Source organism: Paenibacillus sp. MER 180 (genome assembly GCF_023713665.1).
In the GTDB taxonomy this organism is placed as follows: Bacteria; Bacillota; Bacilli; order Paenibacillales; family Paenibacillaceae; genus Paenibacillus_B; species Paenibacillus_B suaedae.
Genome location: NZ_JAMAVT010000019.1, coordinates 59906 through 75727 on the forward strand (window position 1 = coordinate 59906; position 15822 = coordinate 75727).

Annotated in this window: 14 protein-coding genes and 1 pseudogene; 14 read left to right on the plus strand and 1 reads right to left on the minus strand. The window is 45.6% G+C overall.

Translation table 11 applies throughout. The features are described 5' to 3' along the window. Positions 1–181 precede the first annotated feature (181 nt). Together M3661_RS24165 and M3661_RS24170 are read left to right on the plus strand one after the other, a co-directional pair. Complete coding sequence (locus M3661_RS24165) at positions 182–568, plus strand: BlaI/MecI/CopY family transcriptional regulator (RefSeq protein WP_251489333.1); 387 nt, start codon at positions 182–184, stop codon at positions 566–568. Then, the gene (locus M3661_RS24170; protein WP_251489335.1) at positions 561–2603 is read left to right on the plus strand and encodes a M56 family metallopeptidase; all 2043 of its coding nucleotides are present in this window, start codon (positions 561–563) and stop codon (positions 2601–2603) included. Before M3661_RS24165 ends, M3661_RS24170 begins: the two co-directional genes overlap by 8 nt. Positions 2604–2699: 96 nt before the next feature. Here the strand turns inward: M3661_RS24170 and M3661_RS24175 are convergent, their stop codons facing one another. Next, entirely contained in the window at positions 2700–4244 is a 1545-nt protein-coding gene (locus M3661_RS24175; RefSeq protein WP_251489337.1) for an FAD-dependent oxidoreductase, read from the minus strand. Positions 4245–4493: 249 nt separating this feature from the next. Here M3661_RS24175 and M3661_RS24180 point away from each other — a divergent pair, with 249 nt between their 5' ends. From M3661_RS24180 to M3661_RS24235, 12 genes and pseudogenes are all read left to right on the plus strand, one after another. Then, positions 4494–4901, plus strand: a complete 408-nt coding sequence (locus M3661_RS24180) for an RrF2 family transcriptional regulator (protein ID WP_028532762.1) — start codon at positions 4494–4496, stop codon at positions 4899–4901. A gap of 177 nt (positions 4902–5078) precedes the next feature. Beyond that, positions 5079–5672, plus strand: coding sequence for a YdeI/OmpD-associated family protein (locus M3661_RS24185; RefSeq protein WP_251489339.1), 594 nt, complete (start codon positions 5079–5081; stop codon positions 5670–5672). 238 nt (positions 5673–5910) lie between these two features. Then, positions 5911–6056, plus strand: a pseudogene (locus M3661_RS24190) (DoxX family protein); the annotation flags it as partial. A gap of 84 nt (positions 6057–6140) precedes the next feature. Continuing rightward, the gene (locus M3661_RS24195; RefSeq protein ID WP_065291808.1) at positions 6141–6470 is read left to right on the plus strand and encodes an ArsR/SmtB family transcription factor; all 330 of its coding nucleotides are present in this window, start codon (positions 6141–6143) and stop codon (positions 6468–6470) included. Then, positions 6467–6883 (plus strand): SRPBCC family protein, encoded by a 417-nt coding sequence (locus M3661_RS24200; protein ID WP_021255962.1) that lies wholly within the window; start codon positions 6467–6469, stop codon positions 6881–6883. Before M3661_RS24195 ends, M3661_RS24200 begins: the two co-directional genes overlap by 4 nt. A gap of 202 nt (positions 6884–7085) precedes the next feature. Continuing rightward, complete coding sequence (locus M3661_RS24205) at positions 7086–8003, plus strand: NAD(P)/FAD-dependent oxidoreductase (protein WP_251489341.1); 918 nt, start codon at positions 7086–7088, stop codon at positions 8001–8003. A gap of 49 nt (positions 8004–8052) precedes the next feature. Then, the gene (locus tag M3661_RS24210; protein ID WP_065291806.1) at positions 8053–8664 is read left to right on the plus strand and encodes a class I SAM-dependent methyltransferase; all 612 of its coding nucleotides are present in this window, start codon (positions 8053–8055) and stop codon (positions 8662–8664) included. Positions 8665–8737: 73 nt separating this feature from the next. Next, entirely contained in the window at positions 8738–9304 is a 567-nt protein-coding gene (locus M3661_RS24215; RefSeq protein ID WP_065291805.1) for a TetR/AcrR family transcriptional regulator, read from the plus strand. Between the two features lie 153 nt (positions 9305–9457). Then, a complete protein-coding gene (locus M3661_RS24220; RefSeq protein WP_065291804.1) occupies positions 9458–12649 on the plus strand; it encodes a bifunctional cytochrome P450/NADPH--P450 reductase in 3192 nt (1063 codons plus the stop codon). A gap of 341 nt (positions 12650–12990) precedes the next feature. Continuing rightward, complete coding sequence (locus tag M3661_RS24225) at positions 12991–13416, plus strand: hypothetical protein (RefSeq protein WP_065291802.1); 426 nt, start codon at positions 12991–12993, stop codon at positions 13414–13416. A gap of 68 nt (positions 13417–13484) precedes the next feature. Further along, positions 13485–14015, plus strand: a complete 531-nt coding sequence (locus M3661_RS24230) for a hypothetical protein (protein WP_065291801.1) — start codon at positions 13485–13487, stop codon at positions 14013–14015. A gap of 175 nt (positions 14016–14190) precedes the next feature. After that, positions 14191–15672, plus strand: a complete 1482-nt coding sequence (locus M3661_RS24235) for a protein adenylyltransferase SelO (RefSeq protein ID WP_251489343.1) — start codon at positions 14191–14193, stop codon at positions 15670–15672. The last annotated feature ends 150 nt before the right edge of the window (positions 15673–15822 follow it).

The following is a 15822-nucleotide window of genomic DNA, read 5'->3' on the forward strand; positions in this document are numbered from 1 at the left end:
GAACCAGCATATAAGTTTACATAATAAATATTACGTTACTTCATTTAATTACAAGATCTCTATTTTTGAGTAAATTACGCGTTACAGAAACAAATAAAATTTGACAATTACCGATTACGAGTGTAATCTATACCTCAGGATGTTAATTACATATGTAATCAATAGAAAGAAGGTTGAAAATATGCCAGATATTCCGCGAATCTCGGATGCTGAATGGGAAGTCATGAAGATATTCTGGGGGACAAACCATAAGCTGTCAGCGAACGATGTAATCGAGAAGCTAAGTGAGAATAGCGACTGGAAGCCAGCTACGATTAAATCGTTAATTAATCGATTGCTCAACAAAAATGCGCTCGGCTATGAACAGGAAGGGAAAACCTATCTATATTACCCTGTAGTCAGTGAAGAAGAGTGCGTCAGGGCAGAGAGTAATTCCTTCTTGCAGCGTCTATATGGAGGCGCCTTGAAGCCGATGTTTGTTAATTTCCTGAAGCAAGAGAAGCTATCCACAGAAGAAGTAGAGGAGCTGAAGAAAATACTCGACGAGGGGCAGCGTAGAGATGAATAATTTATTAACATGGTTAACTATTATTTTTGATTGGGTTGCAAAGACTTCCTTAATGGCATCAATCATTGTTGTCCTTATCTTGCTTGTGAGGGCCGCATTGAAGGATCGTCTCCCGATTAAGTGGCAGTACATGCTCTGGTTCGTGCTGCTTGCCAGAATGCTGCTGCCTTGGGTGCCTGAAAGCTCAATCAGCTTATATAATCTATTTTCATTTGCAGATAAACCAGTTACTCTTTCTTTCTCGGCAATGGATGATAAAGTGAGCAGATTATCGGCGGAACGTGCATCAGCAATAAACGAATCCAGCCGTAATCTGGACAAGAGCATATCTGGCGCTGAGCGGTCAGATGTCACGATTAACGATAGTCCTGCATTCATTCACTCCGCATTGTCACTTAGCTGGTTACTTGGCGTATTGGCAATGACAGCCTATGTGCTTGTATCGAACCGTAAATTTTCGCGAAGGATGATGAGAGAATCCTATGTCGTATCCGATGAAGACAGCTTGCGTGTACTTCAGCAATGTCGCGAGGATTTGAAGATAAAGAGAACACTGCCGCTGCTGATATCGAATGGAGTGAGCAGTCCTACACTGTATGGGGTATTACGACCGAAGATATTGCTGCCTGGCAAGTATTTTGCGCAGTTTCGCAATGAAGAACTAAGACATATTCTGCTTCATGAATTTGTTCATTACATACGCAAGGATATTGTGACAAACTGGTTATTCACCATCCTGCTTATCCTGAACTGGTTCAATCCGATACTATGGTACGCATCCAGGAAAATGAGGGAAGACCAGGAGCTGTCTTGTGACGATCGCGTCATTTCTTGTTTGGAAGAAGATGAGGTCAAACAGTATGGATACACCATTGTCAAGCTGGTGGAAGCGAATATGACAACCGGCTTTCGTTCTGTCAGTGCGACAAGCTTCTCAACCGACAAATCCCTCATTAAAAGGAGAATCAACATGATTGCTTTGTTCAAACGAGGTTCGTATAAATGGACCATTCTCGGAATCGCGATCATTTCCATTTTTGCCTGCATTGCCCTAACGAACGCGGCAGCGGATAAACCAGAGCCGAAGAAATCCGAAATCCTTGAGCTGTATGCAAATGAACCATTATTTAATCAGGTTAATGAAAAAATCCGCAATACGGTTAAGCAAACGGTTAGTGATGTCATGCAGCAGTTGGGCAAGCCGCTTCCGCTCCAAGAGATCATGCCCACAGAAGACACGAAGGATCTGTTCCTTGTATTCAAAAGCTCTCCAAATGACGGCCCCGGTCAGCGTTACATATGGGTAAACGCTGACACCGGCAAGCTATCGAGAGTACAACTAGGGTTGGATCTGACGCCAGAAGCAGCCGGCTCTGAATTGTTGAAGAAGGCTGCACAAGCGCTGCAAGACAGTGGATACAAAGGGAATCCATATTTTAAAATCAGTCGTACCATTTTCAATGATCCAAACACGAATGAATATACGGTTCAAACGAAATTGATAGATAATCAGAACGATCATCGAGTTGAAGTGCGATTTTCGAATGACACAATCACTACGTCCTATGATGTAGGTCCTGACCAAATTTCGGATGATGAAAATAAAAAAGGTCAATACATGCTTGCTGTACTGCGCGGCAAAAAAGCTGATCAGCTTACCGCTGCATCCAAACTTTTCTCTGACAGCTACAATACCGTGTATTTGTCTTATGGTTCTGACGGCGGTGTCAGCTTCGATCCGAAAACCTATAAGATTCGTCAAATTTATGATTCTTCATTATCTACCTATTCGAGCAATCCTAAAACAAGCGCGAGCCAAAAGCAGAAAAAGCTTGAAATCACGGATGAGCAATTACAAACAGCTGCTTTCCCTCTTGTTGCTGAATTGCTCGGATATAATCTACATGAATATGAAATGCAGAGAAATCCAAAGGCTCCCGGCAGTGCTCAATTTGTTAAAGATGGAGAGCGTATATTTGCGATAGAGTTTAACGAGAATGGTGATATATGGATGATCAACGACTACACGAATTAAAGCAGACATTCATAACAAAATAACGACGACCTCAGACATAGTCGTGCATAACAAGTATTATAAAAATTCATGACAGGAGTCCTGAATCATCAAGATTCAGGATTCCTGTATTTTGGTCAATGGTTTGGCTGCCGGGCCCTCTAATACATCGCCTTCATAGGAGAACCTTGACCCATGGCAAGGACAATCCCAGCTTCGTTCGCCGTGGTTCCATTCCAGTTCGCAACCCATGTGCGTACAAGTGGTATCAACGATGTGAAGCATGCCATGTTCATCTCGATAAGCTCCAGCTCTTCTACCGTCAATCGATACAACAGCGCCTTCATCATTCGATAGATTCTCAGGCTTATTGTGAACACGTTCCAATTTTCCGCTAATGAGATGTTTGGCTACATCCGCGTTCTGAGCGAAAAATGTTTTCACATCAGGATCGACTTGAAAGCGAGACGGTGTATATAGTTCCTGATAGGCATTCTCTCTCCCCATAATCATATCCCTCAACAGGAGCGCAGCAGCCGTGCCATTGGTCATGCCCCATTTCCGGTATCCGGTTGCAACGTAAACATTCGGTACTGAAGAAGATATTTGTCCGATATACGGCATTTTATCCAAGGTAACTAAATCCTGAGCCGACCACCGATACGATATTTCTGCTGCTCCAAATACATCATTCGCGTATGCTTGCAGTGCTTCATAGTGCTTAATGGTGCAAATGCCTTGTCCGGTCTTATGACCTTCGCCGCCAATGAGTATCAAGCTGTCACCGGAATCCAATGCCGCTGTACGGATCGAGCGTTTTGGGTTCTCTGCGCTAATATACATGCCTGACAATTGAACATTCTTATTGGGGATGCCCACAACATAGGAGCGTTCAGCATGCATTCTTGCAAAATAAAATCCCATCCCGTCATAACAAGGAAAGTGGGAGCATGAAACGGCATGCTTGCAGGTTATCTTGAAGCCATCTTGCGTAATTACGGTCGGCAGCGTACTCTTATCGATAGTTTTTACAGTGGTATGTTCATAGATCTGCCCGCCTAATTCCACAAACAGCTGAACTAACTTGTCCAAATACTTAACCGGGTGAAATTGGGCTTGATTCCGCATGACGAGGGCCGCCTTGATGGGCACAGGCAGATCGATTTGAGTGACCAATTCACCGTCAATCCCGAGCTTCTCATAGGCAGCGAGCTCCGTTTGAAGCTTCGGCAGGTACTCATCCGAATTTGTATAAATATAAGCGTCCCGTTCCTCATAATCACATGGGATCTTATGTTCCTGAACCATATGCTTAATAAATTGCTTGGCCTCGATATTCGCTTGATAGTACAGCTTTGCCTGTTCTTGACCGAAATGCTGAATGAACTCGTCGTAAATAAGGTCATGCTGCGCTGTTATTTTGGCCGTCGTATGACCAGTCGTGCCATTCAGCAGCTGACCTGCTTCAACAAGCACGACGCGGAGTCCTTCCCGTGCCAAGAGGTAGGCCGTTGTTATGCCGGAAATTCCGCCTCCAACTACTACAACTTCTGCTTCCGTATGTTTAGCAAGTTTCGGGAAGGAGGGAATCGTTGCGGAGTCCCGCCAATATGATTCAGGAAATTGGGGGAGATCTTGAATGGACGAGGAATCATTGTGCATAGTAGCGAACCTCCTATATAGATTGTCTTTGTCTATTCATTTCCTTGGGAATCCGTGTTTAATCAGTGTGTGATTGAAATCATACGTACAGACTAGGGAATACAAACATCGATCTGTATGACGAAGAAAGGAAGTATCAGCGCTTCTAGGGTATAATCCGAATCGTTCGATGCCTTGCAGCCTAATTGACATGCTAGCCATTCGCGGATATTATCGATATCATAAATCTATGATTAAGAAGGGTTGTCCATGAAATTTACAAAAGCAACGAATTATGCGCTCCATACTATGCTCATGCTGATTGAGGCATCTACCGTTAAGCCAGTTGGCGTACAACAGTTGGCAGAATCTCAGGGCGTGTCCCCAACGTACTTGTCCAAAATATTAACGAGACTTGTGAAGGCCGGCATGATTGAATCGATCTCGGGAGCAAATGGGGGATATCGCCTGACTCGTCATCGAGATGATATTACATTTCTGGATATTATCCATGCTATCGAAGGCTCGACCTCGTTATTCGAATGTAACTTCGTCCACGGCGAAGAATGTCTGATTCAAGCCGTGATGAAGGAAGCAGAAGAGAAGATGGAGAATCATCTGAAGAATAAGAAATTAGTCGATATCGCTCAACAACTCCATAAAAAATCGCATTCGTAATCTACTGAAATGGAGATCATTTCGTCTAGTACCTAATGTTGTTTTTAATATGTGTATCTCGAAATGTCGAATGTTCCAAACTACAAATAAATAGGAACTGTTGATGCAGGGGGACAGAATAAATCTCAAGGGATTTGAACTGTCCGCTGAACGAAAAGTGAAGAGGGGTATGTCCTGATGTCAAATCGTCAATTGAATCCGAAGGTCGATGAATTTATACGGAAAGCGAAAACGTGGAAAGAAGAATATGAGAAGCTTAGACATATCGTTCTTGACTGCGAGCTGACCGAAGATTATAAGTGGATGCACCCATGCTACACCTATGAGAACAAAAACATCGTTTTAATACATGGGTTTAAAGAGTACTGCGCACTTCTGTTTCATAAAGGGGCCCTGTTAAAAGATCAAAACGGGATCCTCATCCAACAGACAGAGAATGTACAGGCAGCACGTCAGATTCGGTTCACCAATGTTCAAGAAATCGTTGAGATGGAAGACATCTTGAAGGCCTATATTATGGAGGCCATTGAAGTTGAAAAAGCGGGGTTGGAAGTGAACTTTAAGCAAACTGCAGAGTACACAGTTCCCGAAGAATTTCAAGTTAAACTCGATGAAAACCCTGCCTTGAAAGAAGCCTTTGAGGCATTAACGCCAGGGCGTCAACGACAATACCTGTATTATTTCTCAGAACCCAAACAATCCAAAACGCGAACATCAAGGGTAGAGAAATATACACAGCAAATTCTTGATGGAAAGGGATTAAAAGATTAGATTATTTGACGATAATCGTAGGTGGACAAGAACATACCTTCATGTAGATCCGCGCATTGCGCGGGTTTTTTTTATTTATATGCATGGCAATACAAACAATAGGGGTTCGTTCGGACGCATGAAAATCAATCGTTGACAGGACGCCTTTTGGTGTCTTATAATCAAACCGACACCAAAAGGTGTCTCTTTTAAAGACAGTCATAGCGAAATTTGCAAACCTGATTATGTTTCACCTGAAATATTCTTTGTCATGACTGGTGCAGCTCTCTCTCATGCGTTTGCTAATGATTATGGTGATTACGGTTTTTATGCGATCTCCCGCTTTCCTATGCAGCTCTGAGCATCGCCTCATGGACACTGTGTCCAAATAGCCGTAAACTCTAAGGAGGTGATAGAAGTAGTCATAGCTGATCCCTCATATCACCAACAGATTTCTACTAAAGAATGTAAGATATTGGAGAGGTTGTTGTGGGTGAGAATAATCAGTTGCGGGATGTGTTTGACGCGATTGCAGATCCAACTAGGCGGAGACTCATTCGTTTGTTAGCAGAGAAAGAGGAGATACCGCTTCATGAATTAACGGCACAATTTCAAATGGGACGTACAGCGGTATCCAAGCATTTGACAATTCTTAAAGAAGCCGGACTGGTATATGACCGCAAAGTCGGCCGAGAGACACGATTTAGGCTGAACGCCGTACCACTGAGAGAAGTCCAAGACTGGGTGGCTTTCTACAGCAAGTTCTGGGGTTTGAATATGTTGCGCTTGCAACATTTATTAGAGGAGGAAGAAGAATGAGTGTAACATTAACACTGGATTTTCAATACAAGACTACAATTGAGAAGTTGTGGTCCGCATTAACCGATTCCAGCAAGCTTGCCAAGTGGGTTCACAACATCCACACTGGTGAGGCAATGGAAAATGATTTTAAAGCCGTCGTTGGACACCATTTTCAGTTCCGCACGCAGCCGAACGAATGGTGGAATGGAATTATTGATGGAGAAGTACTGATTGTAGACGAACCCAACAAGTTGTCCTATACATGGGAAAGCGGGGAGAAGCACACGATCACGTGGACACTGCAAGACTTAGGGAACGGAAGCGTTAACCTTCATCTCGAACAAACCGGAATCTCCAATGAACAAGCACTCGCAGGCGCTAAGTATGGCTGGACAAAGTGGTGCAGTGAGCTTGAGAAGGTATTCGCTTAGTTATAAACAAGTACACGTTAATGCAGCAATCAGGCATAATGAGCACAGGTACCACTTATAAGAAGAACTCTCCAAGTCAGGAGGGTTCTTTCTGTATTTTTTACGATAACGCGAGTAATACTTGCTTCATAAATCGGTGAAGAATATGTTATCATAGATATTATCAGTCTGTAATATCCTATTTAATAAGGAGATGAGTATTATGATTTACGATTGCGCCATCATTGGGGGAGGACCCGCAGGATTGAATGCTGCTCTCGTCCTAGGAAGAGCAAGAAGAAGCATTGTCTTGTTCGACCACAATCGCCCTAGAAATGCGGTGACATATGCATCTCATGGTTTTATTACGAGGGACGGGGTTACGATTCCAGAATTCCGGCGCATCGCGCACGAAGAGCTGGGGCGCTATCCATCCATTCGTCTGATGCATGTTGAAGTTACGACAGTTGCCAAAGTGGATGGTGTCTTTCACTTACACGATACATTGGGGCAGTGCATTCAAGCGAAGAAATTGATACTTGCGACAGGGGTCAAGGAGATATTCCCGGAAATAGAAGGATTCACTCCGCTATACGGAAAAAGCTTGTTCAACTGCGTATACTGCGATGGCTGGGAATTGCGTGATCAACCACTTGTGGTCGTGTCTGAACATGCTGCTGGATTTCACACCGCCAAGTTGCTCTATCAATGGAGCAATGATTTGGTCGTATGTACGAACGGGCACTCAACCCTTACACACGAGCAGAAGATGCAGCTTCAATCCAAAAGGGTAAAGGTCATGGAACAACCGATAGCCGCTTTTATCGGACATAATGGCATGCTCCAACAAGTCCGATTCACTGATGGAACAGAGCTTGCGAGATCAGGAGGCTTCGTCACTCCCAAGTTTGGGCAAAGTGCACCTTTTGCTGAGCAGTTGGGCTGTGAATTGACCGCTGCTTGTGGGATTAAGACAGATGATTCAGGGAGAACTACGAGAGCGGGTGTCTACGCAGCAGGGGATGCGGCTTCCTTTTCTCCCTCCCAAGTTGTATTCGCTGCAGCAGACGGCAGTCGAATCGCAATGCATATTAATCGAGAATTGACTGAGGAGGAATTCGAACAGGGGGAGACGAGTTAGGACGATATCACTTTGGTAGTCATTCAAACCTTTATTGGAGGAGTAACACATGAATATTGCATGGAATGAGCGTTACGGTTCAGCAGAATATTACTACGGGGAAGAGCCGAATGCATTTATCCGAGAACAAGCACACCGACTGGACAATTGCCGGACTATCATTGCTTTTGCGGAGGGGGAGGGCAGAAATGCCGTCTATTTAGCTCGTGCTGGACATCAAGTGACAGCGATTGATTACTCCGAGAACGGTCTCAACAAAACGGAGAAGCTGGCTCACAAGTACAATGTACGAGTGCAAACCAAGCAGGCGAATCTCCTTACTGATAATGTAGCGAAACAAGAATACGATGCTGCAATTATGGTTTTCGGCCACTTTCACCAACGTGATCAAGGCTTAATTGTGAATAAGCTGAAGCAGGCCGTGAAGCCAGGGGGCATCATTATGCTTGAAGTATATTCGAAGTCGCAGCTGCGTTATGGAACAGGCGGCCCTCCGGATATTGACATGCTATATGACCCCGCTGAGATGCTAGCTTGGTGCAAGGAGCTTGAGGTTCTGCACTTCTATTATGGGGAACAGAACCGAGTGGAAGGAAAGGGCCATACCGGATTAGCTCATGTGATTCAAGTGATCGCTAGACACCGATCCGCCACAATTTGATCTTGAACCGCCCTTTTTGGTGGGATATTATGTAAGGGAATGAACGTTCATTCCGCGAAAAGGGTGATAGCTAGTGACCACGAACAAAAGAGACGATATTTTACTCGCAGCATTGCATTTATTTACTGACCGCGGTTTCGACGCGACTACCGTACCGATGATCGCTGAACGAGCCAAGGTTGGCGCAGGCACCATCTATCGTTACTTTGAGAACAAGGAGGAGCTGCTGAATTCTTTGTTTCAAGAATGCACCGAGCAGTTCTTCCGTGCCGTTAAACAAGGCTTTCCTGATTCTGCAACCGTCCGCGAACAATTTCATCACATTTTTGTTCAGACCATCCATTTCGCGAAAGAGAACAGGGAAGCCTTCTCGTTCATTGACTCTCACTTGAATCCTCGATTATTGGACGAGAAAAGCCTCAAAACATTTGAAATAGGCATGGATTTTATTCGCCACTTCTTATTCAACGGCCAGCAGCAGAACGTTATCTCTCCATTGCCGCCAAATGCGTTAATCTCTATCTTCTACGGGGCGCTTGTCAAATTGTTCGAAACAATCCGGGCAGAAGTGCTCGAAGAAACGCACGAACTCCTCGTAGGAGTGGAGGAATGCTGCTGGAATGCAATCCGAGCTCATTAACTCGATTGTGTTCCCTTCTGCAACACGGAATGAATATTCATTCCTACCTGTCGACTGTTGACTTCAATCGTTTATTGCTGCAATGTAACACTGACATCCATGAGCTACCTCTTACGAACGAATCTGTATTCCATATAGAGGAGGCAATATCATATGTCTATTGCGATTCCACAACCCAAAACCTACGGCCCTCTCGGCAACATTCCTCAACTGAATCCGAATACCCCCATCTTGTCTTTCATGAATCTTGCTGATGAATACGGTGAAATCTACCGCATGAAGCTGCCATTTGGAACGCTTCATGTCGTCTCTGGCTACGAGTTGGCCAAGGAATTTAGCGACACTGCTCGCTTCGGCAAAATCGTAGATAAAACCGTATTACACAATGTGCGAGCATTTGCAGGGGATGGTTTATTTACTTCTGAGACGGAGGAGCCGAACTGGAAGAAGGCCCATAATATTTTGCTCCCGAGCTTCAGCCGCACAGCAATGCGGGGCTATTTTGACAAGATGCTGGATCTCGCCATGCAGTTAATCCAGAAGTGGTCGCGCCTAAATCCTGATGATCATATCGAGGTGCCGGAGGATATGACAAGACTGGCGATGGATACGATCGGGCTATGCGGCTTTAATTACCGCTTTAACAGCTTCTACCGTGATCAACCCCACCCATTTGTAACAAGTATGGTTCGGGCATTGGATGAATCCTTGAATCAAGCGCAGCGACTTGGCATTCAGGATAAGCTTATGGTCAAAACCCGGCGGCAATTCCAGCAGGACATTGATGTCATGTTCACATTAGTTGATAAGATTATCGCTGAACGCAAAGCGCACGGACACGATGAGGCAGATGACTTGTTAGCTTACATGCTGCAAGGCAAGGATCCCGACACAGGTGAAGCTCTGGACGACGCCAACATTCGGTATCAAATTATTACGTTCTTAGTAGCCGGACATGAGACAACAAGCGGATTATTGTCATTCGCCCTGTATTTTCTGCTGAACAATCGCGACAAGCTGCAAAAAGGCTATGAGGAAGTAGATCGTGTATTGAAAGATCCCGTTCCCACCTACACACAGATCAAGGATTTGAAATACATTCGCATGATTCTCGATGAATCGCTGCGATTATGGCCGACAGCACCCGCGTTCAACTTGCTTGTGAAGCAAGATACGCTGCTGGCGGATCGATATGAGATGAAGAAGGGAGATCGCTTGCTCCTACTGCTTCCTCAATTGCACCGAGATGCTGCAGTATGGGGATCTGATGCGAACGAATTTCGTCCAGAGCGATTCGAGGATCCAAGCCAAATCCCTCATGATGCTTATAAGCCTTTCGGAATCGGTCAACGCGCTTGTATCGGTCAGCAATTTGCTCTTCAAGAGGCGACACTAATGCTTGGTTTAATCTTGAAACATTTCGAACTCATCGATCACACCAATTATCAATTGAAGCTTATGGAGTCGCTGACCATCAAGCCCGAAGGGTTTACCATGCAAGTCCGTCCGCGACGCACTAAAATCGGAGCCGCAGCCATTCACATTGAAAATCGTGACCCGTCTAATGAAGGAGCAGCCTTAAGCCGAGAGCTTCAACAACGATCCCTTCACCATACGCCGCTCCTCGTATTATACGGCTCCAATCTTGGCACAGCAGAGGGCATTGCCCGCGAACTGGCGGAGAAGGGCAATCAATTAGGCTTCCTAAGTAAAGTCGCACCCCTTAACGATTATGCAGATGGTCTTCCCAAGGAAGGCATCACCTATATCATAACAGCATCATATAACGGTCAACCGCCCAGCAATGCACGACGCTTCATGAAGTGGCTGAAGGAAGTGGGGCCGGAAGCATTGACAGGAATTCGCTATTGCGTCTTCGGTTGCGGCGATCATAACTGGCCTAGTACCTATCAGAGCATTCCCATGTTCATGGATGAACAACTCGCGGCTAAAGGAGCAACTCGACTGCTGCCTGTCGGCCATGGCGATGCCAGCGGTGACTTCGACACCGAAGTGGAGGAGTGGCGCGCTATGCTGTGGCCAGCAGTTATGCGTTCACTGGAATTAGAATTTGATGGAATTGATGGAACAGAGGAATCGACAGCTTCTTCGTTAACTGTAGAGGTTGTAAACATATCGGTTGAATCACCGTTTGCCGAATCATACCATGTCCATTGTGCAACGGTCATAGACAATCACGAGCTGCAAAGGGGCGGAAACGGGCGTAGTACACGTCATATCGAGATTGAACTACCTGAAGGAGTGTCTTATCTTGAAGGGGATCATTTAGGTGTGTTCCCTATCAATTCGGATAATCTAGTCGAACGGGTAATAAACAGATTTGACTTAAATGGAAGCGATCACGTGGTGTTGCGAACAATAGAGAACCGTTCTTCCCATTTGCCGTTACATCGACCTGTGTTGATACATGATCTTCTAAGCCGGAGCGTCGAACTTCAGGAGCCTGCCAGCCGAGCGCAAATTCGCGAGCTTGCCGCATTGACGGTATGTCCTCCGCATCGAATTGAATTAGAAGCGCTGCTTGAGGCAGAGGCCTTTAGACGGAACATCCTTGAGAAGCGCGTATCAATGTTAGATTTACTAGAGAAATATGAAGCTTGCTCAATGACATTCGAGCGCTTTCTAGGGCTGCTCCCGCCACTAAAAATACGATACTATTCGATATCCAGCTCTCCTCATGTACAGCCGAATCAGATTAGTCTCACGGTAGGGGTCGTACAGAGTCCGGCTTGGGATGGACGACATGAATATCGAGGAGTTGCTTCTAACTATCTTGCCGACAGACAACCAGGCGAATCCATCAGGATGTTTATTCAGCCACCGCAGTCCAATTTCCGGCTGCCAGAGGATCCAAGCACACCTATTATTATGGTAGGCCCGGGGGTAGGAATTGCGCCATTCCGTGGATTTCTTCAAGCTCGGCAAGCCATGAAGGAGCAAGGGATTCCGCTCGGCAGCGCATATCTTTATTTCGGCTGTCGAGATGCGACGGATCACATCTATGAAGAAGAACTGGAGCATTATCAACAAGAGGGGATTGTTACGGTACACACCGCATTCTCTCGTATCGAGGGTCAACCAAAAACCTATGTCCAGCACCTGATCAAGCAGCGTCAGCAAGAAGTAATCGGTCTCCTTGATCAAGGGGGACAGTTCTATGTGTGCGGAGACGGGAGCGCTATGTCACCAGATGTGGAGGCAACACTTAAGCAAATGTATCAAGACGTTCATGGTGTTAGCGAGACGAAAGCAAATAGATGGCTGGAGCAGCTAGGGGCCGACGGAAGATATGTGAAGGATGTATGGGCAGGAAGGAAAGCCTAATGAACCAAAACAAGTTGTAAACGAGTTGCAGGACAAGGGCGCCCTAGATGGGCGTCCTTTACCATTTGGACAGTTCAACTAGGTCATTCGTGTGATTGTGTTGCAAGAACAGGCTTTATATACTTGATTGGAGGTGGAAAGTACGGAAGACATTCCAGTATCGCAGACTAGCAGGGGGGATATTTATATAAAAGCTACTGTATAGAAGGGTTCGTCGTAGACTACGACGAGATCAATTTATGGCTGGTTATCGAGAACTGTAAGATAACGGGAGAAAACTCTTTGTAGGTAGTAACAGTGCTTCTATTGAACCTAACTTTTTTCAGAAAGGAGGAGATGAGATGACGAAAGACGAGGCGCTATTTCTTCTTAAATGCCATGCTTTCCATTATGACGATTTCGAACACGAAAAAATGTCGAATGGATTTTTGGGCATGCTGAGACCTTTTCGCGGTGAATTAATTGAAGATAATTTCCACGAGCTGATGAAGATCATTGAAGTTCTGGCCGATGAGTTCGCGAAGCCGCAAGTAAACAGAATCTTGATATCGTGCTTCTGGAGCATCTGCCAGCTATCCCGAGCATGGGCTTTATATCCTGACGGTATGCTGCAGAGCAATGGCCTGCTTTCCCAAGAACAGGTTCGAAAAATGGACGAATGGGTAGACATGATCTCGTATGCAGTGATGGTATTATTAGAAGGCGAAGATCAATTGGATGAAGCGCTATGGTTATATCGAGAATACTTGCACAACCAAGAGAAGTGAAGCACCGTGGAGAAGGTGAACCAAGGGGATATCGAGGGAAATACATGCACTTGATAGGAGATTATGCAATGAATAGACTCGCCTCATTAGACAGCATTCCATGGCACCGAATGACAACCGCCTATGGAAGGGGAACGGATATACCTCATCTGATTGAAGAAGGAAAATATCATGAATTGGCTAATTTAATCGAGCATCAGGGGACATTGTGGCAGGTAACGCCATGGGTACTGCTTGTGTTGCTGCAGAAGCTGGCGGATCGAGCTCGCCAACCAGAACAAATTACGGAAAACGAAATGAGGCCTTACGCGGCTGTTGCCTCCGCATTAGCCTTTCAAGACATGGAGGCGGGGCAAGCGGTTGACAAGATGGAAGACTTACTAGAAGAAAAGTACTTATGGCCGGAGAGCGAGGAAGAGGATGAGGAACAGTGGGAGGAAGGGGAGCCGCCTGGATATGATCCAATACCGTTCTTTAGTTATTATTACTATAGCTATGACTTATTGAAGCAGGCAGTGCCTACTTTCACTGCAATCAAGAATGGCAATCGCCAGCTTGCTCCCACTATTGATGAGATTCTTCAGTTATTCGCAAGCTAATTTATACAGAACTTATCACCGTCAATAGAAGAATAGAGAAGGGTAATGCGTAATTTAGATGATTTATCTATCTTTACCTTGGCCGCATGCTTACCTGAACAGGTATAATAAATATACGTTAGCAAACCCTAACAGCACGATACATACGAAATAGCAGGAATGAAAAGGAGATACAATGGACGAGAAACCTTCTAATTTAGACGCAGGATGGAACTTCGACAACAGTTACTCCCGTCTTCCACATTCATTTTTTTCCAAGCTGAATCCAACTCCTGTACGAGCGCCGGAACTTCGTGTTTTGAATGAATCGCTCGCAGCCTCCCTAGGATTGAGTGCAGAAGCATTAAGAAGCGAGTATGGCGTAGCTACGCTTGCTGGCAATACGATTCCAGAAGGGGCGCTGCCGCTCGCCCAGGCTTATGCTGGACATCAATTCGGGTATTTCAATATGCTCGGGGACGGAAGAGCAATTCTGCTTGGCGAACATATTACGCCTACAGGTGAACGATTCGATATTCAGCTTAAAGGCCCCGGCAGAACCCCATATTCACGAGGTGGTGATGGTCGAGCCGCCCTTGGGCCGATGCTGCGAGAATACATCATTAGCGAAGCGATGTACGGTCTAGGCATTCCAACGACACGCAGCTTAGCGGTAGTATCCACCGGTCAAGGAGTCATACGTGAATCAGAGCTGCCGGGCGCGATACTCACTCGTATCGCTGCGAGTCATATACGAGTCGGGACATTTCAATACGTATCCAATTGGTGCGGAGCCGAGGATTTGCATACTTTGGCTGATTATACGCTGAACAGGCACTTCCCAGGAGCAGCAGACAACAGTGACAACCGATATTTGATCCTGCTCAAAGAGGTTATAAAACGTCAGGCATCGCTTATCGCTAAATGGCAGCTTGTCGGATTCATTCACGGAGTTATGAATACGGACAATATGGCTATTAGCGGTGAAACGATTGATTATGGCCCTTGCGCCTTCATGGATGCGTACAATCCAGATACCGTCTTCAGTTCCATTGATCGAGAAGGCCGCTATGCATATGGCAATCAGCCGAATATTGGCGGGTGGAACCTTGCTCGGTTCGCGGAATCCATCTTGCCGCTGCTGCATGACAACGAGTTGAAGGCTGTGGAATTGGCCGAGGAAGCCCTAAATGAATACTTTGAGCTATATCATGGTCACTGGCTGACTGGGATGAGGGCAAAGTTAGGCATTTTCAATGAAGAAGAGCAGGATGAAGCCTTGATTAACGACCTGCTGAATCTGATGCAGAAGCATCATGCTGATTATACCAATACGTTCCGTGCATTGACCCTCAATACTGGTGAGAAAGAGTCATCTTTATTCGCTAGCACCGAGTATGGACAATGGCATAAGCAATGGCAAGCAAGACTAGCCAAACAACCGCAATCCAAGGAGCAGTCACTTCAGCTTATGCGCAGCAGCAATCCAGCCGTCATACCGCGCAATCATCGAGTTGAAGAAGCATTGGATGCAGCGTCGCAAGAAGGGGATTTCAGCGTGATGAAGCGGCTGTTGGATGTTCTCGCGAATCCATTTGCGTACTCTGCGGATCAGGATGAATACTGCGAATTGCCGCCTAACCCTTCCCGTCCTTACCGGACTTATTGCGGCACGTGATAGAGAGTACAATCAGTAACTTGACATGTACATTTACAAGGTGTTACGATAAATGCATAAATTTTCTAGGGAGAGATGTTGATGTTGGCGGTCGTTCTTAACTAATCAAATTCCATAGTGAGGAATATGTAATGCCAGTGAGAAGTGTTG